The sequence below is a fragment of the Psychrobacter sp. ER1 genome (assembly GCF_048631835.1).
GTDB lineage: Bacteria > Pseudomonadota > Gammaproteobacteria > Pseudomonadales > Moraxellaceae > Psychrobacter.
The window spans coordinates 2,199,090-2,225,274 of record NZ_CP184640.1; the positions used below are offsets into that span (position 1 = coordinate 2,199,090).

The 26,185-nt window shown below is 43.1% G+C and carries 21 protein-coding genes, 1 tRNA gene and 2 pseudogenes; 9 read left to right on the plus strand and 15 right to left on the minus strand.

The annotated features are described in order from the left end of the window. Positions 1-33 precede the first annotated feature (33 nt). Both ACOBWA_RS10190 and ACOBWA_RS10195 read left to right on the plus strand, forming a co-directional pair. Complete coding sequence (locus ACOBWA_RS10190) at positions 34-669, plus strand: trimeric intracellular cation channel family protein (protein WP_057760886.1); 636 nt, start codon at positions 34-36, stop codon at positions 667-669. 71 nt (positions 670-740) lie between these two features. Then, positions 741-1,406 (plus strand): trimeric intracellular cation channel family protein, encoded by a 666-nt coding sequence (locus tag ACOBWA_RS10195; protein ID WP_057760888.1) that lies wholly within the window; start codon positions 741-743, stop codon positions 1,404-1,406. Positions 1,407-1,488: 82 nt separating this feature from the next. Here the strand turns inward: ACOBWA_RS10195 and recJ are convergent, their stop codons facing one another. Then, a complete protein-coding gene (gene recJ / locus ACOBWA_RS10200) occupies positions 1,489-3,282 on the minus strand; it encodes a single-stranded-DNA-specific exonuclease RecJ (protein ID WP_420229280.1) in 1,794 nt (597 codons plus the stop codon). 361 nt (positions 3,283-3,643) lie between these two features. On the opposite strand from recJ, the gene ACOBWA_RS10205 reads away from it, so the two are divergent. After that, positions 3,644-4,159, plus strand: coding sequence for a hypothetical protein (locus tag ACOBWA_RS10205; RefSeq protein WP_101206415.1), 516 nt, complete (start codon positions 3,644-3,646; stop codon positions 4,157-4,159). 195 nt (positions 4,160-4,354) lie between these two features. Continuing rightward, positions 4,355-4,732, plus strand: coding sequence for a hypothetical protein (locus tag ACOBWA_RS10210; RefSeq protein WP_420229281.1), 378 nt, complete (start codon positions 4,355-4,357; stop codon positions 4,730-4,732). Between the two features lie 98 nt (positions 4,733-4,830). Here the strand turns inward: ACOBWA_RS10210 and ACOBWA_RS10215 are convergent, their stop codons facing one another. From ACOBWA_RS10215 to uvrB, 4 genes and pseudogenes are all read right to left on the minus strand, one after another. Beyond that, positions 4,831-5,136, minus strand: a complete 306-nt coding sequence (locus ACOBWA_RS10215; protein WP_420229282.1) for a hypothetical protein — start codon at positions 5,134-5,136, stop codon at positions 4,831-4,833. Between the two features lie 370 nt (positions 5,137-5,506). Beyond that, positions 5,507-6,289, minus strand: coding sequence for a pyridoxal phosphate-dependent aminotransferase (locus tag ACOBWA_RS10220; protein ID WP_420229283.1), 783 nt, complete (start codon positions 6,287-6,289; stop codon positions 5,507-5,509). Continuing rightward, complete coding sequence (locus ACOBWA_RS10225) at positions 6,226-6,558, minus strand: hypothetical protein (RefSeq protein ID WP_420229284.1); 333 nt, start codon at positions 6,556-6,558, stop codon at positions 6,226-6,228. The genes ACOBWA_RS10220 and ACOBWA_RS10225 overlap by 64 nt, the downstream gene beginning before the upstream one ends. A 306-nt stretch (positions 6,559-6,864) precedes the next feature. Beyond that, positions 6,865-8,975: pseudogene (gene uvrB / locus ACOBWA_RS10230) on the minus strand (excinuclease ABC subunit UvrB). 469 nt (positions 8,976-9,444) lie between these two features. Between uvrB and dps the strand changes: the two are divergent. After that, positions 9,445-9,927, plus strand: a complete 483-nt coding sequence (gene dps / locus ACOBWA_RS10235) for a DNA starvation/stationary phase protection protein Dps (protein WP_101206410.1) — start codon at positions 9,445-9,447, stop codon at positions 9,925-9,927. 159 nt (positions 9,928-10,086) lie between these two features. Here dps and ACOBWA_RS10240 read toward each other — a convergent pair. Further along, positions 10,087-11,173 (minus strand): IS3 family transposase gene (locus tag ACOBWA_RS10240; protein ID WP_420229285.1). Its coding sequence is split into 2 segments (ribosomal slippage): positions 10,087-10,921 and positions 10,920-11,173, totalling 1,089 coding nucleotides; the frame shifts between segments, so codons are not numbered across the junction. A gap of 160 nt (positions 11,174-11,333) precedes the next feature. On the opposite strand from ACOBWA_RS10240, the gene ACOBWA_RS10245 reads away from it, so the two are divergent. Continuing rightward, positions 11,334-12,176 carry an IS630 family transposase gene (locus ACOBWA_RS10245; protein WP_420229286.1) on the plus strand — a complete coding sequence of 281 codons (843 nt, stop codon included), beginning with the start codon at positions 11,334-11,336 and terminating at the stop codon, positions 12,174-12,176. Between the two features lie 27 nt (positions 12,177-12,203). Here the strand turns inward: ACOBWA_RS10245 and ACOBWA_RS10250 are convergent. The 4 genes and pseudogenes from ACOBWA_RS10250 to ACOBWA_RS10265 form a co-directional block, all read right to left on the minus strand. Continuing rightward, positions 12,204-13,360 (minus strand): annotated as a pseudogene (locus ACOBWA_RS10250) (cation diffusion facilitator family transporter). Between the two features lie 128 nt (positions 13,361-13,488). After that, positions 13,489-14,043 (minus strand): acyl-CoA thioesterase, encoded by a 555-nt coding sequence (locus tag ACOBWA_RS10255; RefSeq protein ID WP_420229287.1) that lies wholly within the window; start codon positions 14,041-14,043, stop codon positions 13,489-13,491. Positions 14,044-14,194: 151 nt separating this feature from the next. Further along, positions 14,195-14,605, minus strand: coding sequence for a DUF2177 family protein (locus ACOBWA_RS10260; RefSeq protein ID WP_057760908.1), 411 nt, complete (start codon positions 14,603-14,605; stop codon positions 14,195-14,197). Between the two features lie 39 nt (positions 14,606-14,644). After that, the gene (locus tag ACOBWA_RS10265; protein ID WP_257019964.1) at positions 14,645-15,550 is read right to left on the minus strand and encodes a LysR family transcriptional regulator; all 906 of its coding nucleotides are present in this window, start codon (positions 15,548-15,550) and stop codon (positions 14,645-14,647) included. Positions 15,551-15,654: 104 nt separating this feature from the next. On the opposite strand from ACOBWA_RS10265, the gene ACOBWA_RS10270 reads away from it, so the two are divergent. Continuing rightward, positions 15,655-16,827 carry an MFS transporter gene (locus ACOBWA_RS10270; RefSeq protein WP_420229288.1) on the plus strand — a complete coding sequence of 391 codons (1,173 nt, stop codon included), beginning with the start codon at positions 15,655-15,657 and terminating at the stop codon, positions 16,825-16,827. A gap of 85 nt (positions 16,828-16,912) precedes the next feature. Here ACOBWA_RS10270 and ACOBWA_RS10275 read toward each other — a convergent pair whose 3' ends face one another. The 4 genes from ACOBWA_RS10275 to ACOBWA_RS10290 form a co-directional block, all read right to left on the minus strand. Beyond that, the gene (locus ACOBWA_RS10275) at positions 16,913-18,364 is read right to left on the minus strand and encodes a class I SAM-dependent methyltransferase (protein WP_420229289.1); all 1,452 of its coding nucleotides are present in this window, start codon (positions 18,362-18,364) and stop codon (positions 16,913-16,915) included. Positions 18,365-18,484: 120 nt separating this feature from the next. Continuing rightward, positions 18,485-19,534: a DUF1365 domain-containing protein gene (locus tag ACOBWA_RS10280; RefSeq protein WP_420229290.1), complete on the minus strand. Its 1,050-nt coding sequence runs from the start codon at positions 19,532-19,534 to the stop codon at positions 18,485-18,487. An 83-nt stretch (positions 19,535-19,617) separates the two neighbouring features. After that, a complete protein-coding gene (locus ACOBWA_RS10285) occupies positions 19,618-21,366 on the minus strand; it encodes an NAD(P)/FAD-dependent oxidoreductase (protein WP_420229291.1) in 1,749 nt (582 codons plus the stop codon). A gap of 139 nt (positions 21,367-21,505) precedes the next feature. Then, entirely contained in the window at positions 21,506-22,165 is a 660-nt protein-coding gene (locus ACOBWA_RS10290) for an SDR family NAD(P)-dependent oxidoreductase (RefSeq protein ID WP_420229292.1), read from the minus strand. A 532-nt stretch (positions 22,166-22,697) separates the two neighbouring features. Here ACOBWA_RS10290 and ACOBWA_RS10295 point away from each other — a divergent pair. Both ACOBWA_RS10295 and ACOBWA_RS10300 read left to right on the plus strand, forming a co-directional pair. Continuing rightward, entirely contained in the window at positions 22,698-23,900 is a 1,203-nt protein-coding gene (locus ACOBWA_RS10295) for a pyridoxal phosphate-dependent aminotransferase (protein WP_201569818.1), read from the plus strand. 253 nt (positions 23,901-24,153) lie between these two features. Further along, positions 24,154-24,229, plus strand: a tRNA-Asn gene (locus tag ACOBWA_RS10300). Positions 24,230-24,791: 562 nt separating this feature from the next. Here the strand turns inward: ACOBWA_RS10300 and ACOBWA_RS10305 are convergent. Next, a complete protein-coding gene (locus tag ACOBWA_RS10305; RefSeq protein WP_420229293.1) occupies positions 24,792-26,108 on the minus strand; it encodes an arsenic transporter in 1,317 nt (438 codons plus the stop codon). Between the last annotated feature and the right edge of the window lie 77 nt (positions 26,109-26,185).

A 26,185-nucleotide genomic window follows, 5' to 3' on the forward strand; every position in this document is an offset into this window, starting at 1 on the left:
TCACTTTGATGATCACGATTTGGCAATATAACCATGGGTAATGCTTTGATTTTTCCTGATATTCTATTATATTTATTGGACATGGTTGGCATTGTTGCCTGCGCGATTGCAGGGACTTTACTTGCGCAACATAAAGGCTTCGATATCGCTGGTTGTATCTTGGTGGCGATGGTCAATGCCATCGGCGGTGGGACATTACGCGATATGGCTCTCGACCGTCATCCTCTATTTTGGATGACTGATCTTAATTACGTGATCGTTATCACGGTGACCTCCCTTATCTTACAAATCTTCTTTCACCTTTATCATAAGATTGATAATGCGTTAAAGCTCTTTGATGCTATTGGGCTAGCAGCTTTTAGTGTCATTGGTTTTAAGGTAGCCTTAACCTTAGACATGTCTCCCCTCATTGCTATTATGATGGGTGTCTGGACTGCCATTATCGGTGGTTTACTACGTGATATCATTTGTAATGAGATTCCGCTGGTACTACAGCGTGAAATTTATATTACTGCCAGTATCGCAGGGTCTGTGACCTATTTATGCTTACAGTATTTTGGGGTGGGCGCCAGTCTCAACGAATTTATTATGCTGTTTGTCATCTTCGCGGTACGTATGCTCGCGCTCAGATTCGACTGGCATCTGCCTTCTATTCGGCTCGTAAACTGATTAATTGAGCAAGACTCTGCTGAGATAGCCTTTGTTTGACTGACAATAATTGAAAATAGTGAGAACTGCCCATGTTGGCTATCGTATTGGACCCTACCGTACTGATCACTACTTTTGACCCGCGCTCTTTGATATATTTCTTCGATATGATTGGCATCATCGCCTGTAGCGTCTCCGGAACGATACTTGCCAAGCACAAAAACTTCGACGTCTTCGGCTGTCTGCTCGTGTCTATTGTCACTGCTATCGGCGGCGGCACGGTACGTGATGTCATTCTGGATCGCCATCCGTTATTTTGGATGGTAGATATGAGCTATCTGACCCTCATTACGATTTCATCACTAGCGATGCAGATATTTTTTCATCCAAACTCCAGACGAGTGGATAAGTTCCTCAAACTATCTGACACCATTGGTCTATCAGCATTTACGCTGATCGGTATCAAAGTCGCTGATAGTATGGGTGCCAATGTACCTGTAGCGCTATTGTTAGGTGTGATTACCATCGTAGTTGGTGGCATCATTCGCGATATGATTTGCAATGAGATTCCATTGGTACTACAGCAAGAGATTTATATTACGGCAGCGTTGACGGGTGGGGTGCTGTACTTTGCTCTAAAGAACTTAGGCGTGACAGATTGGGTAGCTGACATCTCTACGATGAGTACGATTTTTACTTTGCGGATGCTAGCTATTCGTTACGATTGGCAGTTCCCCACATTAGAGTGGAAATACTGATACTAGGGCGTGTCTTCATTTCAAAAATACCAACGCGCCCATCTCTGAGCGCGTTTAGTATTATCGGTTTGACATTGTCGCTTTACCCTTGCTCTACCACAGCCAAGTCTTTGACCATCAGCTGTAAGCTTTGTTTGCCATTCCATTCATTGATGTCTAGCTGAAATAACAAATGGACTTGCTTAGCACGGTAATCCCAAGCGTCATTATCGAAGTTAAAGCAAATAGCCTCTATCGGATATTGAACGTCTGGATAGCGCAGCGATAACTTAAGATGTTTGTCTTTTAAAATCTTAAAGCTTAGTACCTCAAACACCCCGTCAAATATCGGTGGCGCAAATCCATGACCCCAGATACTGGCATCGGCTAAATGCTCAGCAAACCATAAGCTAAAGTCACTCGCTTGCAAAGGTCCATCGGTGAATTTTTGCTCTGCAAATACCTCATCATCCATCTGAGCCATCACTTCATTAAAAGCTGTGACAAATGCCTCAAAGTTGCGGTGCTTGAGGGTCAGGCCTGCTGCCATCGCGTGCCCGCCGAAATGACTTATTAAGTCTGGATAACGCTCAGCAACTTGTTCAATTGCATCACGAATATGTACGCCAGCGATAGAACGTGCAGAACCTTTAATGGCACTATCTTCATCTGTTTGTTCAGTGTCTGCTGGTGCAAAAACGATGCTGGGTAAATAATGGCTTTCTTTTAAGCGACCAGCGACAATGCCAATGACTCCTTGATGCCAGTCATCTTGGTATAGAATAATACTACGAGCGCCTGTATTGTTTGCTTTAGCAGTAGAAACAGCTTGAGTAATTGTGTCATTGCTACTCACATTGTTATCGCTATCACTACTCACACTCTCATCGCTATTATCTTCATTAGCCAATGCTTGTACGATACTATCAGCTTGCGCACGCATCTCGCCCTCTACATGACGACGCGTACGGTTCAGCTGCTCAAGCTCTTGTGCCAAACGTTGCGCGGTGCTCCAGTCCTCAGTCAATAAGCATTCGATACCGATGCGCATATTATCCATACGCCCAGCTGCATTGATACGTGGGCCTAATACAAAACCAAAATCCTGTGCATGAAGCTGCTTGGGGTCACGGCCCGCTTGCTCAAGCAATGCCAACATTCCCATACAGCAGCGGCCTTGACGAATAGCCGATAATCCATGATGTACCAAGATACGGTTGTTTTTATCCAGTACCCCAACGTCTGCAATCGTCCCAAGTGCGACCAAATCCAAATATTGGCTAACCTGTACCGTGGACTTGCCAGCTTCGCGGCGTAGCTTTGCTAAGCGTCCGAGCACATAAAATGCGACTCCGACTCCAACCAATGCCTTACTAGCAAAGTCACAACCTAGCTGATTGGGATTGACTACCGCTTCCGCAGGCGGCGTCTCTTTGGTCGTGAGATGATGGTCAGTGATAATCACCGTGATACCATCAGCTTGGGCTCGCGCTACCCCTTCATGACTTGAGATGCCATTATCAACCGTCACTATCATATCTGGCTGGAAAGTCTCAATACCTAACTCGACAATCTCTGGCGTCAGGCCATAACCGTACTTAAAACGATCTGGTACTAGGAAATCAACGACCGCACCCATCTTTGTGAGCGCACGCATCATTAAGGCTGTACTGGTGGCACCGTCACAGTCAAAGTCACCAACGATCAAGATGCGCTGACGCTCATCAATGGCCACATCTAATAAGCGCACGGCTTCAGTGACACCGTGCAGGGCCTCAGCAGGCAATAGACCTGACAGGCTAGTCTCCAGCTCATCAGGCGCAGTGATACCTCGCCCTGCATACAGACGGGCAAGCGTGAATGATTGAGCGGCAAATGGTTGCAGCGCGGCGGGCAACTCGTCGATGCGAGTGCTGGTATAACGGGGGTTAAATTTAGCATGAGCGTATTCTACTGGCTTTAGCAGAGGCTCACAATGACAATTTATACTACCTCTGTATATCATTAGGCATTGTGCAACCTGATGAATAATGCCTGTAAATTAGCAATAATTGATACTGCCATTTTTATAGCTCATGTAAACTGCCTTCGTTTAATCACTTACAAAAAAGGTGCATAGTATGAGTAATTTCATTCATTTTGCTACAAAGCAATGATTGTAAGCCACGCATAAATCCATAAAATAGTAAGCAACTGAAGAATTTGTTGTTTATTGAACTTTTTATCATTTATATTTTAATTATTTATAAGGACACTTTATGAAAACCACGCCACTTGCTGAAAAACTTCCAAATACGATCGACCCTAACCTAGACCTTGAGAAGGTTAAAAAAGAATGTCAGGGAATGGTAAAAAGACGCGCTAGAGTTTCTGCTGGTGTAGCGGTTGTGCCAGTACCATTTTTTGATGTGGCAGTTGACGCGGGGATGTTGACGCAGTTGATTCCAGAGATTAGTGAGCGTTTTGGTCTCATTGAAGACCGTCAATCAGCCATTAACTTGGAATCTCGCGAAGTGCATTGGAGCGCAGTAAAAGATCGTACTGTAGATTTCGCTGGACTCATGGCAACACGCGGTATCGTTAAGAAAACCATTCAAGGTTTCGGTGGTCGTATCGCTGCCAAACAAGTGACTAAGTTTATCCCACTTGGCGGTCAATTGGTTGCTGCGACTATGGGCTATACGATTTTTAAGAAAATCGCTAATGACCATATCAACGAATGCTATAAATTGGCGAAAGATATTCAGCAAAAAGAACACGGCAAAAACGTATAAATAAGCCGAATAGCTTAGTCTATATCAAGCCAGTTAAGTGATTACTTAGCTGGCTTTTTTGTGGTTAATACATATAGGTTATAGAGTTCTAAAATAAAATGCGCCTGTGGTTAATGATGTCATTGCTAGGTTTTACTGATAAAATACAGCTTTATTTATGACAGACACCTTAAAGGACTAACTTATGAAAAAATCTTGGCTTCAACGATGATGCTAGCGACTTTTGCCTTGGCGGGATGTACCTCAACAGGTACTACAAACAACGGTACAGGTACAGCAATCGGTACCGCAAACGAGATCGGCATGAATGTTTTTAGAGCTGCGATCGACAACCAATGCCGTAGCCAAATTGAAAAACAAAACGCATGGCGTGTTGCAAGCGTCGCCATGACAGAAGCACAGCAAGAATCTGTTAAAACCAATGTTTGTGGCTGTGTGAGTGAGCAAGCGCCACAGCAAGTGACGATTGTTGAGCTGGGCAATGCCGCGATTGACTCTCAGTACCGTACTCAGTTAGTCGCACAAGTCGTCGCCAAATCTCTACAGAGCTGCTATACAAGCTTTGTTCAATAGAACAATTAAGTTATTTATTAGAATAAAAAATAATAAAGAGAGTGCGTTATACATAATGCACCCTTTTTATTGCTAATAGATTGGTTCAATTAATTAGCCTAAAATTTATTTGTGTCAGATGCTTGAGACGTTATAGATGCGGTAAAAGGTAATGATTGGCTACGACGGAAATACTTCGAGGTGCTATCAATAATTTTATCTACTTCCTTAATTAAATCATTAATCACATCATCATAAATACCATGATATAGCTCTTTTTCAAATGCTGTAAATGGGTGTTTGCGCGACGCTGAACCCACCTCAGTGACACCGTCTTTACTATAAAAAATATCTACGCGACCATCACTATTCAACACACAATTTAATAGTCCGCCTTCAATTTCCATCTCTACGCGTTCTGGCATAAAAATATAGTCATCTACATTGATAAGCTTTTTTCTACTTCTCGTTTAAAAAATGATTTGATATCGAACATAGGTACATCCCTAACTTTATAATTATAAGATACGTGAGCATGCCGAGCACTGTGACTGTTACCCAGTATTCATCTGCGTGATTAACGGGTCATGCTTTACTCAGTTATCGTATAAGATAGTGCTAGATTATTTAAGGTGCGATATGTAAAACTGCGTTTGATGTTGGTAAAAATGTGCGATTGACTTTGAATGGGATATAGACCCAACGAAACAGAACCAGAAAAATAGACTCAACAAAAAAGAAGCGACCAATAAGCAACTTCCCTTTTTTATTATCGAACTCCATTGACTAACTGAGTTAGACCCAGCCCTTCTCACGAAATGATTTGAGTACCTCTACAAATACTGCCATCTCATCAGGTCTGCCAAGTGTTAAGCGATTAAAGCCACTGATTGGCGCAAACTCACGCCCGACAGCAATACCATGCTCACGCATTCTGTCGATATAGGTTTGCACATCGCCTTGTATCTCATGAAATATAAAGCTTGCCTGCGATGGCAAGTAGCGTAAGCCAAGCTCATCTAATGTTTGCTCAACCAGTTGACGCGATTGATTGGCCATACACAAGCTCAATACTAGAAACGCTTCATCATCGAGAGTCGCTAATGCAGCCACGGCACCTGCCAAGTTGGTATTATCAATTGAGATGAAAGCCTCTAGTTTGCCTATCGTTTGCGGGCTAGCAACTGCATAGCCGACACGCATGCCAGCGAGTGCACATAGTTTTGAGAAAGTACGCACTACAACGATATTTTCTGAGTACTCCTCTCGTATCCATGCGACACCACTCTCAAAACTTGGATCAGTCACATATTCCGAATAAGCTTCATCTAATAAAAAGTAATGGTTACTTGTTGCATTTCCTACCCATTCTTTGAGATTTACTGTGTCAGTAATAGTCGACGTTGGGTTGTTTGGATTGCACAGATAAAACAAGCTAATACCGTCAAAGTCATCAGCCACCTTTTGCATACTTTGCAAGTCAAAGGCGTAATTTTCAGTCATCAGCGGTACTTTTACCACAGGCACATCGATAGATGTCGCATATAACTCAGCATAGGCAAAGGTTGGATGCGGCACGATAACTTGGAATTTTTACCTGCTACTAATGCTTGATTTTGTAGCATTTGGACGACAGTACGGATGTTTTCACTAGAGCCACTGCCCAGTGAGATTTGACTCTCTGTCACACCATTTATCTCAGCAACTTTGGTAATCAGAGCTGCACGTTGGTCGTCGGGATAACGAAAGCTGATGTCTAAAGAGTCGATAACGGCTTTTTTGGCCGCATCTGACATGCCGAGTGAATTTTCGTTAGAGTTTAATTCTATTAAGTTATTGGTAAGCACAGTGAATAATACGCCTAGATTATGTCCATTCCAAAAATTTAGTCTGTGTTGACAGTGTGATCTATAAGAAAAGCAAGCCTAGCTAGAGCGTTACTCACTCTCGGCTTGTTCGCTCATGACCTAAATTTTTGAAATGTTATATGGATGGTGAGGTTTATGCGGATATGGTAAGTGGCAATGCGCTGTATTACAAGTATTCTGCACATTCCCATATTGAATAAACCATAAAAAGGTGAGGTACTTAAAAAGCACCCCACCTTAGCTATTGTTTAGCCTCTTTTTAGCCCTAATATTTAACCCAAGTTATCAGATTAAATGTGCTTTTAACTCAAGCACTTTATCACGCGTTTTTGCTGCTTCTTCAAACTTCAAATCGCGCGACATTTGCTGCATTTGCTTCTCTAGACGTTTGATTTCTTTGGCAAGCAGATCAGGACTACGTAAGATATTGATATCGACATCAGGTAGATTACTCTTAACTGGGATAGCTTGATTGTCATTGGCATCCAAGCTTTCACCCGTATCAATCTTGTCCGTGATACTACGACGAGCCCCTTTTGGCGTGATGTTATGCTCAAGGTTAAAGGCAATCTGCTTATCACGGCGGCGATCCGTCTCATCTATCGCCTTTTGCATACTTGGCGTAATGCGATCAGCATAGAGAATGGCTTTACCATTCAAGTGACGCGCGGCACGACCAATGGTCTGAATAAGCGAACGCTCTGAACGCAAAAAGCCTTCTTTATCCGCATCAAATATCGCTACCAGTGATACCTCAGGCATGTCCAAGCCTTCGCGTAATAAGTTGATACCGACCAGCACATCATGCACGCCAGTACGGAGCTCATGGATAATCTGCATACGCTCGACAGTATCGATGTCCGAATGTAGATAGGCAACCTTTACATCATACTCTTTGAGGTAACTGGTCAAATCTTCTGACATACGCTTGGTCAATGTGGTAATCAGTACACGCTCGTCCTTTTCACGGCGTTTGGTAATCTCTGATAGCACATCATCAACTTGCGTCAAGACAGGACGTATCTCAATCTCAGGGTCAATCAGACCCGTCGGACGGACGACCTGCTCTACGACTTGCTCGCTATGTTCAAGCTCATATAACGCTGGCGTAGCACTGACATAAATGGTTTTGGGCTTGATACGCTCCCACTCTTCAAATTTCATCGGGCGGTTATTCATCGCACTGGGTAATCTAAAACCATAATTGACCAAGTTTTCTTTACGTGATCTATCGCCTTTATACATCGCGCCAATCTGTGAAACCGTCACATGTGATTCATCAAGGAACAACAAGGCATCTTCTGGAATATAATCAAATAACGTTGGCGGCGCTTCCCTGATGGACGACCAGAAAGATGCTGCGAGTAGTTTTCGATACCGTTACAGTAACCAAGCTGCTGGATCATCTCCAAGTCATATTGAGTACGCTCTTTGAGACGCTGTGCTTCAATCAGTTTGTTGTTGTCACGGAAGTATTCTAAACGCGGCTCTAGCTCAGCACGAATCGTGTGGCTAGCAGCTTCTAGCTTATTACGCGGCGTCACATAGTGCGACTTTGGATAAATAGTAATACGTGGCACGCTGCGCACCGTCTTACCCGTTAAAGGATCAAACCACGTAATCTTCTCAACTTCGTTATCGAATAGATGCACACGTACGGCTAGCTGCTCAGACTCAGCAGGATAGATATCTAACAGCTCTCCACGCAAGCGATACGTACCACGACCAAAATCTAGCTCGTTACGTGTGTACTGCATCTCAACCAAACGCTTGATAGTCGCTGTACGATCGATGTTATCGCCCACAACGACATGCAATAGCATTTTTAGATAACTTTCTGGATCACCCAAACCATAGATACAAGATACTGAAGCGACGATAATCGCATCACGACGCTCTAACAAGGCACGCGTGGCGGACAGGCGCATCTGATCAATATGATCGTTAATAGCGCTGTCTTTTTCGATAAAGGTATCACTAGCAGCAACATACGCTTCTGGCTGATAATAGTCATAGTAACTGACAAAATATTCGACCGCATTATTGGGGAAAAACGATTTGAACTCACCATATAGCTGAGCCGCTAACGTTTTGTTGTGCGCCATAATAATGGTCGGACGCTGAGTTTCAGCGATGACCTTCGCCATGGTATAGGTCTTACCAGAACCAGTCACACCTAGTAGCAACTGCTCGTCCATGTCCGAATTGATGCCTTTAACTAGCTTTTTGATGGCTTGCGGCTGGTCGCCTGCTGGCTCAAAGTCAGTAACCATCTCAAAGGCACGACTTGATATTTGCGTCCCTGACGCATTAACACCACTAATTTCAGCTTCGCCTTGGAGCTGAGTGGCCAATTGATTTAACTGACGCGATGAGCGCGGTTCAGGCATTCGCATAATGGCTTTCTTCTTCTTAAGGTTTATAACAATATGGGGTCTGAGCAGCGGTTTTTAAAGGAAAATAAGAAGTCTTATCCTATAGTCGAAACGCTCTCTCGCTGCCCAAAAAGTGAGTATATAAATGTACGGTTTATCAAGAGTTAGTGTTTAATATTAGCGGATAAAACTTACATCGTTATAAAAAACGCACACAGTATTCGATAAATTTACAAAGCTTTTCACGGTTAACAAACTCGTTACACGACCACCTAACAAAGCCTAACACTCAAGGGTTCCAACACTGAATTAAGCTGCTATTATCGTTCTTGAATTAACAAGTTGATGACTTTTCAGTACTAGTGAACAAATAGCTTTATAGCAATTCGTATCATTAGCTGTAACTTGCTTGTCATCGAATAGAAGACCAATAAAAATACATTGAACTTTCATTCAATATAATAATTTTAAATAAATGACGGAGTAAAATATGAGAGAACGTTACGCAAGTGGTATTTCAGACGAAACTGCGAAAAAAATGATTGATTTGCTAAACGCTAACCTAGCAAACGTTATCGATTTAACCTTAGATGGTAAACAGTGCCATTGGAATCTACAAGGTACTGGCTTCATCGGTGTGCATCAATTACTAGATGAGACGTCAGATCGTATCCTTGAAGTATCAGATACCATCGCGGAGCGTATTGTAATCCTAGGTGGTCAACCAAACGGTTTGGCAAGTCGCGTAGTCAAAGAGTCTATCCTAGATGATTATCCAACCGACATCACTGAGGTAGATCAGCATGTACGTGAGTTAACTAGCCGCTATAAAAAAGTCGCAGAGACATTGCGTGAAGCAATTGCCACAGCTGGCGATGCAGGTGATGAAGACACCGCTGACTTATTTACAGAAGCTAGCCGCATTGTCGATAAAGATGCATGGTTCATCGGCGCAAACGCACCAAAGAACTAATAGTATTTAATTCGACTAGTCACTAAGTACTAGAGTTATAAAGTTATAAAAAAGCCGTCATGATTGACGGCTTTTTTGTGTTTAGCGTTTTGTTAATTTAAAAAGAATACTTAAAAGCATTGGTAACCCTCCCAAACCTAAGACACCTAATAAATAGAATTAAGCCGCTTGATTGAGTTTCTGTATTGGCGTAAAGCCGCCATTGCCCATATGTGGGCGCTCATTATTGTAGTGATATAACCAAGCCTCTGCTTGTGTGCGTACTTGATCAAGAGTATCAAACAGCTCCTGATTTAACCAATCATAGCGCATCGTTCTATTAAAGCGCTCCACATAAGCATTTTGCTGTGGATTGCCAGGCTCAATGTAACTAATCGTGATGACTTTCTGCTCAGCCCAGTCTTTAAGTGCATTACTGATATACTCAGGGCCATTGTCACATCTTATCTGCACAGGTCTACCTCGGCACTCAATTAACTGGTTCAAGCTACGTATAACCCTCCCAGCTGGTAGCGAGAAGTCAATCTCTACTGTCAGTGCTTCACGGTTATAGTCATCAATCACATTAAACAGTCGAAAGCCACGACCATCTGTTAAGCTATCATGCATAAAGTCCATGCTCCAGCTTTGATTGATCTTATCAGGTACTGCCAGTGGTACAGGCTTATTGCGCTTTATACGGCGCTTGGGTTTGATTCTAAGATTCAATTCAAGCTCACAGTAGGTGCGATACACGCGCTTATGGTTGTATGGCAGCCCCATGACATTGCGCAGGGTTAAGAAGCACAATCCAAAGCCCCAGTTCTTATTCTCATCAGTCAGTTTTATAAGTAGGTCAGCTATTTGCTTATTCTCATCGGTTGCTACGGACTGGTGATAGTAGCAGGTGACGCTGATGTTAAAAATACGACAAGCGAGGCGTATGCTAATGCTACGCGCGTCAATGTAGTGACAAGCGAGCTGTCTGCGCCTTTGGGGCGCTACCACTTTTTGTCATAGCGTCCTGTAGGATGTCGGACTTTAGGCATTCATCGGCATACATCTTCTTAAGGCGGACATTTTCAGTCTCAAGCGCTTTGAGACGAGCAATCAAAGAGGCGTCCATGCCGCCATACTTTGAGCGCCAGTTATAAAAGGTGCTCTGGCTGATGTTATGCTCTCGGCAAAGCTCGACGATAGGAACGCCTTGTTCGGCTTGTTTGAGGATGTTAACGATTTGGTTGTCGCTAAAGCGTGTCTTTTTCATAGGATTCTCCTGCTGGTTTATTTTAGCAGTTATTCTCTATTTTTAAGTGTTCTTATTTTTCGGGGGATTACCCATTCAATATGATTCCTCTACCACATATAGTCTAATCCAAATAAAACCGATACAACCCTATTAACAATTGCATTTAATGAAATAAACGATGACTTATTCAATAGACTATCGCAAACAGGTACTTTCTAGCATCACTGATGGTATGACCATACGAGAAGCTGCGCTATTTTATGGACTTAGCACCAGCACCATTCACAGCTGGCAGAAGAAATTAGCGCCTAAAACAACCAGAAATAAAGCACCGACTAAAATACCTGATGACGCATTGATTGAAGACGTAAAAAGATACCCAGATGATTATAACTATGAAAGAGCTCGTCGCTTGAACTGTAGTAAAACGGGCATCTTTAATGCTTTAAAGCGTCTTGGTATCAGTCAAAAAAAGACCTTGGAACATCCAAAAGCGTGTCCGATAAAAAGAGCGATATTCCAGAGTAGGCTTGATCGCTTTACGCAGCAAGGCTATCCCATTGTCTATATGGATGAAAGCGGCTTTGAGGCTGAAACCATTCGTTCTCATGGCTATGCACCGATTGGTAAACCCTGTATCGATAGCTACAACTGGCAAGCTTCGAGACGTACTAATGTCATCGGAGCTCTCTATGAAAAAATGCTATTTGCGCTTGATTACTTTGAACACAATATTAACAGCAGCATATTCTACCACTGGTGCAAATACACGCTAATCCCAAGTCTTAAAACTAAATGCGTGATTGTCATGGATAATGCTCGATTTCATAAGAGTAAGCGTATTCAAAAGCTACTTAATAGACATGGTCATCGTATTTTATGGCTGCCGCCGTACAGCCCTGATCTAAACCCTATCGAGAAAAAATGGGCACAGGCTAAGTTTCTACGCCAAGGATGGATGGAGAATAATCTACCTAAACTGTTTCATGATATGGGCTGTATCGATTTTATAAAGACTTAACTATACTTAATCTATTAAACCTTTATATCAAATATTCTCTAAACTTAGCAGCTCAGCGTCAGGTTCGGACAGTGTCAAGATAGCCTCTTGAAAGACTGGATTACCTCTGAATAGATTTTCAATCTCTTCAAACTTCTGAGCGATATGCTCTTCTTTTTGATTGCCGGCGATATCTACTGCCGCCACCATAAATATCTTTTTTGGGCCGACCCACTCTAGGTGCAGATAGGACACACTATCGATATCTGGATGATTCAGCAGCTCGCTCAAAACGTATTCGTGCATCCGGTCAGTGACTCTATGCCCGACTAAGAAATCTCGGTTGCGACTGATTAAGAATATGGCGACGACGCCCAATAGTAGACCAACAATGATAGACCCTAATGCATCCCAATACGGTTCGCCCGTATAAGCGTGCATACCCATAGCAGCAGCGGCAATCACCAAGCCGACAACTGCTGCTAAATCTTCAAAGAATACACCGCGCAACGTTGGGTTAGACGTATCTACGACATAGCCAAGTGCACTGATATCAAGCGCTTCACCATGCTTCTTACTTTGTCTGTATGCCTGAACCAATGAGATCCCTTCGAGCACAAACGCCACTGCCAATACGATAAAGCCAATCGTATAATTAGTCTCAGATTCAGTAGCGTTCCATTCTTTGATACCGGTATAGATAGAGACAATCGAACCTGCCGTAAATACCCCAAAAGCAGCAATCATCGACCAAACATAAGATTCTTTGCCGTAGCCTAACGGATGGCTTTTATCAGCAGGTTTGATGGATTTTTTTCTGCGACGATGAGCAATGTACCATTGCCAGCATCCGCCCATGAGTGAGCTGCCTCTGCAATCATGGAGGCTGAGCCTGTCATAAAGGCGGCAACTGTTTTTGCGATTGCGATAACCAGATTGGCCCCGACCGCAATCAACACGGTAATGAGTGAGCCTGAATGCTCATCGTTGGTTTCAGGGCTTTGATTAAGGGTATGTTTTAGTTCAGGGTCACTTGGAATTTTAGGATTGCCTGCCCCACGCGCACGAGGTGTTTGCGATTTAGGAGAGGCTGGTAGATGGCGCTGGGGATTAGCAATAGATGGCTTTAGACTCATGCTAGACTCACTGAAATAAGGTATTGATAGTAGAATTTTTGCCGTAGATAAATGGCTTGAAACATACATCAGCTTAAGATAAGCGCTCTACAATATCAGTGTCTTTTTAGTGAGTCGTTGTATGAATTATTAATTCAATAAAACTAGATAACTTTATAAAATTTTAGATAACTTTAGATAGCTTTAAATAACTTAGGCTATTTTTTGTCATCTACTTCGTGTTCGCTAAACTGCTTGTTAATCTCTTCGAAATCACAACTTGGACGATGTGAGCTTTCCATACGCAGCTTTTTTCGTTCTTTGGCCGCATCAGCTCGACATTGCTGCATCTTGTTTTTGATATCGAGTGGCGGTGCAGAGGTTGGTTTACCATTGTCATCGATAGCCACCATCGTAAAGTAACAACTGTTGGTATGACGAACAGTACGACCACGCACATCTTCTGCTTCGACGCGGATACCTACTTCCATTGAGGTATTACCAACATAATTGACACTGGCTGCAAAAGTAACCAGCTCGCCCACATATATCGGCTCACGGAACATCACCTGATCGACAGACAGTGTCACCACATAGTTACCACTATAGCGACTGGCACAAGCATAAGCGACCTGATCAAGCATCTTGAGCAAATCCCCACCATGCACATTGCCAATGAAATTCGCCATATCAGGCGTCATAAGTACTGACATGTATAGCTCATGGTTTAATGGGGCTTTTTTAGCAGTGGAGCTGGTATTGTATTGCGGCATAATAGTCCTTAATGGGTTAACACTTATTTATTATGTCTACCATTTATACAGCAGGTCGCCGTATAGCACAAACAGACCTCTGTCATTGGACAGTCTAAATTGTGTAAATCAGGGCTATTTAAACAGCGTTATATAGGCCAAGATATAAGCATTAGCTTAACCAATGAAAGCGATACGCAAGCCACGCTACTATGGCGCTAACCGAACCGGTCAAAATACCACCCCAAACAAAATCTACCAACGCTGTATCTAGCGTAAAGCCCTTATACAGTGCTAAATTGGTAAAGTCGTATGTGCCATAAGCCATCAAGCCAATCAGCCCGCCGAGTAAGAAGATATGACCCACGGATGCGCCAGCTTTGATTTGCGGATATAGAACCAAAATACAAAGCGCTAATATATAAAACATATAAAACACGCCAGCCGCCATCATGTTCGGCTCATCAGCCAATAGATGCCCGATACGCGACTCATAAAAGGCGCCTTTCATGGTCGTTAGCCAGACAGCATCGACACCCAAAAATATAACCACAGCAGCGAGATAAATAAAAACGTAACCCATGATATTACCTCTTATAAAATGAATAAAAACGGATAAAATTTATAGTGTCAGTCTTGGTTGAATAAAGTCTAAAAATGCCAGAATACGCGAAGATACGGCACTGTTTTTGTAATATACCGCCTGTATGGCTTCGCGGTTATTTGGTCTGACTATCGCCTCGGGCAATACCTCAACCAATCGTCCAGATTCTAAATCTTCACCAATCATAAAATGTGACAGTAAAGCGATACCCTGATGATTCAAACATAGCTGACGTAAGGTCTCGCCGCTACTGCCAGTCATATGAAAATTGAGCTTCACTGGAGTTTTTAGTGGCCAGCTATTTAGTTTTGACGCATCGTTAAAGCCAATTAATTTATGAGTGCTTAAATCATCAACATTCAAATTATCAATATGAGTCACTTCATTATGCTGGTGTAAGTATTCAGGACTGGCTACTAGCCGCAGCTTACTTTTACCTAATAGACGTGCATGCAGATTTGAGTCTTTTAAGTCGCCAATTCTGATAGCCAGATCTGTCTTGTGCTCAAGCAAATCAATAATATTGTCATGTGAGGTAAGGTCGAGAGTAATGTGTGGATATTGCGCCACAAAATCACCAACCAAAGGGGTCAGTTGATGAAAGACAAACGGGCTCGCGGCGTCAATCCGTAAATGCCCACTTGGCGCTTGTTTTAACAGCTTAATCGCTTCTTCACCGGTATATAACGTATTTAAACTCTCACGCGCATATCTTATAAAGACATGCCCTTCCTCCGTCAGCTCCAAGCGCCGTGTCGTTCTATTTAGCAGTGTGCATTGCAGCGTATCTTCGAGTCTGGACACCGCACGAGATACTTTGGCAACCTGCTGATTCAGTAAGTTGGCAGCGCCAGTAAAGCTGCCCGTGTCTACTACCGTCAAAAATATCTCTATGTCTTCTGTTTTAGCATGTCCCATCATCATGATTACCTTTACAAAATTGACAAAAGCATTTTGTCATTTATGCTGTTTTTGCAAACTATAAATCCGTCAAACTACGCGCATCATTTAATTATTAGGATGTCGTTATGCCACTCGCTTTATGGGCGCTTACTCTAAGCGCATTTGCAATTGGGACAACCGAATTTGTCATCGTTGGTCTGGTACCAACTATTGCCGCAGATCTAGGCGTGAGCTTGCCTTCCGCAGGGTTACTCGTCAGCCTATATGCTGTCGGTGTTGCCATCGGTGCCCCTATACTTACCGCACTCACTGGCCGCTGGAATCGCAAAATAGTACTGATGAGCCTAATGGGTCTGTTTGTCATCGGCAACTTGCTGGCTTGGCAAGCACCAAGTTATGAAACCTTAATACTTGCCCGTATCTTGACCGGTCTGGCGCATGGTGTGTTTTTCTCTATTGGCTCCATGATTGCTACCAGCCTTGTCAGTAAAGAAAAAGAAGCCAGCGCGATTGCCATTATGTTTACTGGGCTTACCGTGGCGCTCGTCACTGGAGTACCCCTTGGTACATGGATTGGACAGCATTTCGGTTGGCGCGCTACGTTTTTGGTCGTCTCAGTACTGGGTTTAATCGCTTTAATCGGTAGCGCAATATTGGTACCGAAAAACCTTAAGAAATCTATCCCTGCAACGTTCAAAGAACAATTACAAGTCATTGTAAAACCACAACTACTGGTAGTTTATCTAATGACTATCCTTGGCTATGGCGGTACGTTTACGGCATTTACCTATCTAGCCCCTATCTTAGAACAGCAGACCAAATTTGCACCATCAGCCATTGGGCTTATCATGCTCATGTACGGCGTGTCCGTTGCAATCGGTAATATCTGGGGCGGAAAACTTGCAGATAAACGCGGCCCTATTAGTGCGCTTAGCATTATATTTAGCGCCTTAAGTGTCATTCTTTTACTGTTCACCTTTACTATGCAATCCAAGATTGCTGCTGTACTCACTATTTTAGTATGGGGTGCTTTCGCCTTTGGTAATGTACCAGGCCTACAAATCTACGTAGTCAAACAAGCTGAAAAATATACGCCAAATGCCGTCGATGTTGCCTCTGGATTGAATATTGCTGCATTTAATATCGGTATTGCACTAGGCTCCATCATCGGTGGTAGCGTGGTTGAAAATATGTCACTGCAAGACACGGCTTGGATCGGTGCTATCATCTCTTTAATAGCACTGGCGGTAACACGCTATTCAGGTCTTCGTGATAAGCGTGCCCTGCAAGCATCGTAGAACTTTTCAATACATAGGTCTCAAACTGTTAATGCAGTATGAGACCTATGTATGTTATGAACAAACCATATCTGTATCACCTAACTTATACCGATGCTGTGTCTGCCCTATCTTCTTCACTAAATGTCTCATCATTCAAAACCGTTTTATGATTTAAGACGGCAGATGGCAAATCAGAAAAATGTAGCGTATCGATATTGTTAGGCTTCACCGCAGTAACTTGTACCACACCTATCGTGCGCTCCAAAAACCCACCTTCGCAATAGCAAAAGTAAAACTGCCATAGGCGGATAAAAGCATCGTCATAGCCAAGCGCTTGAATCTCTGCACGCTGGGCCATAAATGCAGCACGCCAGTCACGCAGTGTGTACGCATAATCAAAGCCATAATCATGCAATTGTTTGACGACCATATCGGTCTGCTCAGTAAATTGGGTCGTCAGCTCTTGGTTTGAGAGCAGACAACCACCTGGGAAAATATGCGTTTGGATAAAATCGACTGAATCGATATAGTCTTGATAATTCTGATCGTTAAAGGTGATGGCCTGTAATACCATAAGACCTGTTGGCTTGAGTAAGCTATTACACTTAGCAAAGAAAGTCGGTAAGTACTCATGCCCCACCGCTTCAATCATCTCGATACTGACTAACTTGTCATATTGACCTGTCAGCTCGCGGTAATCTTGCTTAAGCAATGTAATCTTGTCAGACAGACCTGCTGCCTCGACTCGTCGCTGTGCTTCATCATACTGGGCATCAGAGATAGTCGTGGTGGTCACATGGCAGCCGTAATGCTTGGCCGCAAAGATAGCAAAGCCGCCCCACCCTGTACCGATTTCAATCACATTATCATCAGCACTAAGCTGTAAACGTTGACATATAAGCGACAGTTTATGCTGCTGAGCATCGCTAAGCGTCACGTCAGGTGTAGGATAAACTGCTGATGAGTACATCATCGTATCGTCCAAAAACCGTTCATACATGTCATTGCCCAAATCATAATGCGCTAGGATATTGGATTTAGAGCCAGATTTGTCATTGCTACGTAGCTGATGCTTCGCTTTTTCAAATGCTTTACTAATACCAGCAAAACGATTCTCTAGTTTATTGAGCACTGCTAAGTTACGAGCCGCCAAACGAATCAAACCTGTCAGATCATCCGTATCCCACTCACCATCGATATAACTGTCTGCTAGCGCGATAGAGCCTCCTAAAAGCAGCTGACGATAAACAGCAGAATCATGAATCTGCAATGTCACATGTAGTGAATGGCGACCAACCGCCGAGCTACTAGTGTCATTAGTAGCTACTTTGCCAAAGCTACTTGTCTTAGGTTCCTGCTCGTCAAATGTTTCAATCAGCGTGAGGCTACCAAACTGAACGTGCTGTAACGCACGAAAGATAAGTTTTCTAGCTAAGTTATTCACACTATTGCTGACTGGCTGTAGTACAGCACTTTCATTAACTACTTTGCTCACACGAGCAGTTAATTTTTCTAGTTTTGTGACTGGTGCTCGATCGGTCGGTCGTGCTGGCATCGTGTATTTATCCTTATTTAAATGCTTTATTTTTTAGTATTACATTGACGATATTTTTGGTTTGTTGATATTTAAAAATTGCTAGAACTATAAGACATTTTTTCGCTCGATACTGCTTTTCTACTGTCTACTTTTCTGTTGACTGTCGGCCAATTTTTCATCGTAGTTGATATACGGCACCTTTTTAATCGCATAGAGCTTAAACGCATGCCAATAAATACGGGTTAAGGACGTTATATTCATCAGAGGGTTTTTTCGCAAGCTATGACGAACAGCCTCTTCTGTCATCGGTACGCCTGATATCTTTATGCCAGTTTTTAGCACTTCACCGCGCTCATCGCTGATATTGATAGCGATACGCACTTGTAAGCCAGTATTAAGTTGCTCATCAGTTTTAGTACGTTTTACATTTACCTGCCAGCGATACAGCTGATCGATAGGGTTAAAAGGTGATACGTGAAAGTCCTTGTCATGACGGAACTCAGAATTCTCTCCTTCTAACAAAAACCCGTAGTAATGACGCTTGTCCCATGGTGTATTAGACACTTCAGCCAATAGATGAGTGGGCGTTTGCTGCGCATCAAATCCTAAATAAAAGTTAACTGGGCTAAAGTACATGCCCGCATTACGGCAGACGAGCAATCCCAACATATCGCCTTCAGGTGCGCTCCCCGCATATTTCTCGAATGCTCGGCTTAGACGCTGCTTCAATGCTTGATTAGACCGCAAATTGCTATCAATATCTTTATTGTTACTTATGTTTTCATTGTCATTTAGGCTTTCATTATTACTTAGGCTATTGGTACTCTGTAGGTCAGTATGCTGTAGATAGTCATCCGGACAGAATCGTTGTAGCGCCTTTTTCTTTGTTGAAAATAGAGGCAGACCTTTCGCCAGTAGCTTTTTCGGTAATACTTTACGTAATGGTAATTTTTCTAAAAACTTACTCTCGTCAAATGACGCCGTGCTAATTTCAGGAAGTTCTTGCCCTGTCGCCAATGCGCTAATATTGACGCCCCAGTAGCGATAAGGGTAAACGAATTTATTCACACTAGGTAGCAGCCGACTGTGCCATGTCGTACCCTCAAACAGCTGATGCGGCAATGCATTTGTATCATAAGAAGACTCATGACTTGGCGTAGCATTGGTATCTTGGGCGGACATGGTCATAAATAGTCTCTTGTGTACGGCGTACACTTTATATGGAAAATCTTTCAAAACACTTAGAATACATAACAGAATTAATCGTAATATTATTTGGTTTTACGGCGACCGAATAAGCCACGTTTCTTATATTGGCTCGTATCAGCAGTTGAACTCTGCAAACGATTAGCATACTCAACCAGTTCCTGATTGGTTGTCGCTATGGTGATTTCGCGCTTATTCAACCTACGTAATTTGGTATCCGCTTTTATAGGTAAGTCTTTATAACGAAACGGCGTATGTGCGCTATCAGCGTCAGGTAAATGGGCTGGGTCAACCTCGTCTTTTATATCAATATCAAGACCGAGCGCCTGACAGACACGTAGGCCACTGCGTACGCCATCTTCATGAAAGCCATTAAACCAATAAGCCCCGCAGAAATGTGTGTGCGAACCGTTACCAGAGATACTCGACCATTTAGTCTGCGCCTCAATCATCGCAAGATCGAACACTGGATGACTGTAATCGATGCTCTTAATTATCTGCTTATCATCGACGCTTTTGTTGTCTACAGCTGGATTTAGGGTGACCAAATAATTGTGTTTTTTGGTCAAGCGTTGCAGGATATTCATGTGATACGTCAGCACTGGCTTTGCAGGTATCTGTGCGTTTCCAGCCGCTTGCTCATCCTTAGTATTGCCTGAAATTGTCTCATCTATTAAGTAATTCCAGCTTGCCCATGCCAGTGGTTTCTTAGGTAAAACACTGGTATCGGTGTGCAGTACAGCCGTGTTTTTGGTAAAGCGAAAATGACCTAATACTTCAGATTCATCGGTGCTCGCATCCTTTAAAATCTTTAGTGCGGTATCTGCATGACAAGCAAATATAACTTCGTCGAATACAAGATTTTCGCTACGATTGTCAGCGTTATCTTTATCCTGCACTGTCAAAGCATTCTGTACCGTCAAAGTTACTTGATCGCCATCACGAACCACCGACTGTACTGGGCTGTTGACCCGTATCTTGCCACCCGCTTTGATAAAGCGCGGAATCAGTTTATTGACGTATTGCTTTGAGCCGCCTTTTATCGTAAACCACTGCGGACGATTGACCACATCCAGCAACCCGTGGTTGTCAAAGAACTGTGCAAAAAATACTAGTGGAAATTCTTGTACTTCATCTAAACTGGTTGACCAAATGGCTGAGACCATTGGCAATAGATAGTTATCAGTAAATAGCTGACCATATTTCTTTTGTGCCAAATAACCACCGAGCGTTTGCTCTGCAAAGCTACTGACATCTTGTCCTTGGTCGCGCGCGCTATCATAATCTTGGCGTAGCTGTTTGATATGCTTATTAAACTGCAAAATATCTTTGATAAATTGCCAGAACTTCGGATTGAGTACGTTCTTGCGCTGTGATAATAAAGTGTTGAGCGTATGACCATTGTATTCAAAATTACGTGCAGTATTTTTGACAGAAAAGCTCATGTCCGTTGCCTGAAAAGGCACCTGCAACTCATGGAGCAAACGAAAGAAGTTCGGGTATGTGCGCTCATTAAAGACAATAAACCCTGTATCTATCGCACTACTCTCTACATTGCTACTCTTTGCTTTTTTACCGTCTTGTAGTGCCACATCAATCGTATTTACATGCCCGCCGATATAATCATTGGCTTCAAACACCGTCACATCATGTTGCGTACCTAGATAATGGGCGCATGTCAGTCCTGATATACCTGAGCCGATGATAGCGATACGTTTTGGGGTAGTCTGATGGTCAGAAACTGTTGCAACCTTGGTAGCATTTTTTTGGTTACCTGCACGCTTGAAACGAGTAAAAGGCATAGTAAAAGGCATAAAATCATTCCCTTCTGTGTTTTTCTGTCGATATGTTGGCTAAGAGTTCTATTGATAGTAGATTACTTTTTATTAAGTTTTTCACTAACTTGCTGCCAGACCAAATCAGGCAACGTACCCAATGCTTTTAAAGGCATGGTTAGTTTTTTGGAAATTCAATCACCTCATGCCCGCTTTCGATACCATCACGTATGGCGTGACTGGCCTGCGCTGGCGTTTGAATAAATGGCATCGGAAAGTCATTCTGTTTGGTCATCGGTGTCTCAACAAAGCCAGGTACGACTAAGCTAACTGACACATCATGCGGAGCAAGGCTAATCTGTAGGGTCTTCATCAGATAATGGATAGCAGCTTTTGAGCTACCATAGGCCTCAGCGCGCGCAAAAGGCACATAAGCAGACGCTGAACCGATACCGACCAAGCGACCTTTTGAAGCGATTAGCTTTGGCAGCACTCCTTCGATCGCATGCGATAAGGTACCCATATTGACTGACATCACTTTCATAAAGACACTGCTATCAAAGTTCGGCATATCTAAGTACTCGCACATGCCAGCACCGCAAATCGCTAGATCGACATTGTCGATTTTTTCAAAAGCTTCGATGACCTTTTCTCGATCCATGAGGTCTAAATCAATCGTTTCTGCGCCTAACGCTTTAAGCTCGGCCAACGCTTCGTCGTCACGGCCAACTGCATATACATGATGATCTGCTAGCAGATAGTCTTTTGCCAACTGCTTACCAATGCCTGACGTCGCCCCAGTAATGAGAATATGTAATTTTTCAGTAGAATCTGTCATCGTAAATATCCTTTTTAAGTATTTTTATAATATAGAATTAATGCTCTTAAACTGATTGCTCAATGAAAATTTAGATTTTTGATAACAGCTAGCTATTATTGTTATTCTTCGCAGCTATCATTGGTCGCATTTCATTAATCTATAGGCCATTTTATTTAACAAATCTAAATAATTATAGTGGTCGGCTACAGGTTTATTGTTGTGTCTTCGCAATCATATGGGCTTAAGCTTAATCTCAGCGTGTTATTTGTCATTTTTACAAGTACCCTGCTATCACAAGCAACAACACAAGATTCTGTTACTAGCATCATAAGACAGCTCAATATCAGCATGCTATAATGCAAAAACTAGCAATCGCGTCGTTTGCCGATGCATCATCACCATCATCTATAATCGAATGACCGCCGTATCAAGGTAAGATAACACTATCTTTTTTCAAACTGCATGACATCTTGTCCTGATAGCAATGAAAACGTTATATAATTAATATCAGATTTTCACCAACCCCACCCTCATATAAAAAGGATCTCTCATGAGCGAGTTGCAACTGTCTGACCGCGTCAACAACATCCAACCATCACCTACGCTAGCGATTACCAATAAAGCCAAAGAGCTAAAAGCAGCTGGTAAAGATATTATCGGTTTGGGCGCTGGTGAACCTGATTTTGATACCCCTGAACACATCAAAAAAGCAGCAATCGACGCAATCAATAATGGCTTTACTAAATATACAGCTGTCGATGGTACGCCAGAGCTAAAAACAGCCATTATCGAAAAATTCAAGCGTGACAACGACATCAGCTATGAGCCAAACGAAATCCTAGTATCGGTCGGTGGTAAGCAGTCATTCTTTAACCTTGCTCAAGCATTTATCAATCCTGGCGACGAAGTCATCATCCCAGCACCATATTGGGTCAGCTATCCTGACATGGTTATCATCGCAGAAGGCGTGCCAGTCATCGTCAAATGCCCAGCTGAACAAGATTTCAAAATTACTCCTGAGCAGCTAGAAGAAGCGATTACTGATAAAACTAAATTGTTAGTATTAAATAGCCCATCTAACCCAACGGGTATGATTTATACGTTAGATGAGCTAAAGGCCATCGCTGAAGTATTGAAAAAGCATCCACAAGTCTATGTAGCTTCAGACGATATGTACGAGCACATCCGCTGGACAGGCGATAAGTTCTACAATATCTTAAACGCGGCACCTGAGCTAAAAGATCGCGCCATTATCTTGAACGGTGTGTCTAAAGCGTATGCGATGACGGGCTGGCGTATCGGCTATGCGGGTGGCCCTGCTAAGCTAATTGGCGCGATGAAAAAGGTACAGTCACAGTCTACTTCATGCCCGACATCAATCAGCCAAGTGGCTGCCGAAGTTGCTATCAGTGGTGATCAGAGCGTACTAGAGCCGATGGTAGCCGCTTTTGAGAAACGCTGTGACCTAGTCGTAGATGGTCTAAATGCCATTAAAGGCATTACTTGCCTGCGTCCTGATGGCGCATTCTATGTATACCCAAATATCGTACCGCTCATCAAAGCGGCTGGCCTATCGTCATGTACTGAATTCTCAGCATGGTTATTGGACAAAGTTGGCGTGGCAGTCGTACCTGGCGATGCGTTCGGTCTTGGCGGCTATATGCGTATCTCGTACGCTACTGATGAGGCGACGTTAAAAGACGCCCTATCGCGTATCGAAAAAGCAGTGGCTGATTTAGATGTTGCTGAATAAATCGTAAATAGCAACGAGTCTTACCGCTGTTCATAAAAAGACGCCCTATACATTCTATAGGGCGTCTTTTTTACGCGAGTCTTAGGCATAACTAGGAAAAACACGCTATCTCGTCATTAAAATGATAATTTTTACTAATTATGCAAAAAAGGCTTGACGTATTTTTTAACTTTGCTAGAATACGCCCCACTTAGCAAGAACTCGTTAGAGACTTCTAAGGCTCGTTGTAAGCGATTAGTTACTTACAGCCTATTCTCCAATAGCTCAGTTGGTAGAGCAACGGACTGTTAATCCGTGTGTCCCTGGTTCGAGCCCAGGTTGGAGAGCCACATTCTAGTAGTAAATTTCTTGAGTCAACTTTGATTCAATTATGGCATTTGCCAAAACCCTCATCAATTTGATGAGGGTTTTTTATGCGTATCATTTAGGGTCTGTTGAACATTCAAATGTGGTACTCGCAGTGACTATTTTTTAGACAATACGCAGTGAAATTTTTGACGCCTAGTCGTTCTAGGTTAGACAATTTCGCCATATATTGGCAAAAAATAGCCCTGTCCTCCACTCGAGCACAGCTCTCGTCTTGCAAACGGGCAAAGCAGTGCTTTACTCGATCCGTTCTCAAGGCTGATGCTAAAATCACCTCAAGCGTTGTTGCAAGCCTAGTTAAGGTCTCGACATTATCGTCGGTTTACGCCTAGTTTGATGCGATTTTAGCGATCAGCAGTCCTAATATTTGAATGTTCAACAGACCCTAATATTGTTTATCTATTTTGCCGCTTTGATAAGCGCTAATCACTACTTTGTCTCATACTTGATTATGACAATGATATTCAAAAGTAAATATCATTATCACGATAGGATATTACTGTAGCAAGTTTTCTATTGGCTAGCTTAGCTTGGCAACATTGTTAGCATTGGCAACCAGAATACCAATGCTAACAGTGTCACTAACAACACAGGTGGCGTGATCAGTAGACCAATTTTTATGTACTGTCCCCAGCTAATTTTGTAGTCCTTTTCTGCCAACACATGTAACCATAGTAAAGTAGCAAGACTACCAATCGGCGTAAATTTAGGGCCCAAATCATTACCGATGACATTGGCATAAATCATTAGCTCTCGTGTTGCTGCAGGCACTTGTGCTTGATCAATCGCAAGCGCGCCGACTAGGGTCGCTGGCATATTATTCATAACAGAAGCAACTATGGCGGACAAGAATCCAGTTCCAACGGTAGCAATGACTGCGCCTTGTTGTCCTAACCAGTTAAGTACTTGCGCACCATAGGCCGTAAGCCCTGCATTACCTAAACCATATACCACTAGATACATACCGATTGAGAACAGGACGATTTGCCAAGGTGCTTTACGTACTACATCGCTCACAGAGACCACTGCACCACGCCCGCCTTGCCATATACGACCAGCGATTGCCATTAGTGCAACAGCAGCGATGCCCGTGACCAGTGAAATAGGTAGCCCCAACGGCTCTGTTGCAAAGTAGGCGACCAGTAGCAAGCCTAATAGTGGAAAAGCAGCTCGGAATACCAATGGATCGGTAATAGCAGACTCTGGTGCGCTGAGTTCGCTAGTCGAGTAAGTTTTTGGAATATGACGTGCATATACAACCCACAACACCAGTAGCGTAGCTAATACAGACACGATATTGACCGGTACCATCACCGCCGCATAACGACCAAAGCCTATGTCAAAATAATTGGCACTGACAATGTTGACTAAATTTGAGGTGACCAATGGTAGGCTTGCCGTATCAGCAATAAAGCCCGTCGCTATAATAAATGCCAGAGCTGATGGTGGCGAAAATTTCAGACGCAGCAAGATAGCGATGACGATCGGGGTCAGTAGTAGCGCTGCACCATCATTGGCAAAAAAGGCAGAAATAAAGGCGCCGAGCACGACAATCATCGGAAACAATAAGCGCCCTTGTCCATTGCCAAGGCGTGCCACGTGCAATGCAGCCCACCCGAAAAACCCTGCCCTATCTAAGATAAGGGAGATGATAATCAGCGCCACAAAAGTAAAGGTCGCATCCCAGACAATATCCCAGACGATACCCACATCTGATAGCTGCACGACGCCAAGCGCTAACGCGACTAAGGCACCACCCAAGGCGCTGCAGCCGATACCCAGTCCTTTAGGTTGCCAGATAACTAAGACTAAAGTGACCACAAAAATAGCAAATGCAAGCATTGTACAACCTTACTTAAGCTGATTTTATTCAGCCGATTTAATATAGGGAATTAGATCGATTAGGGGGTTAGATCAAT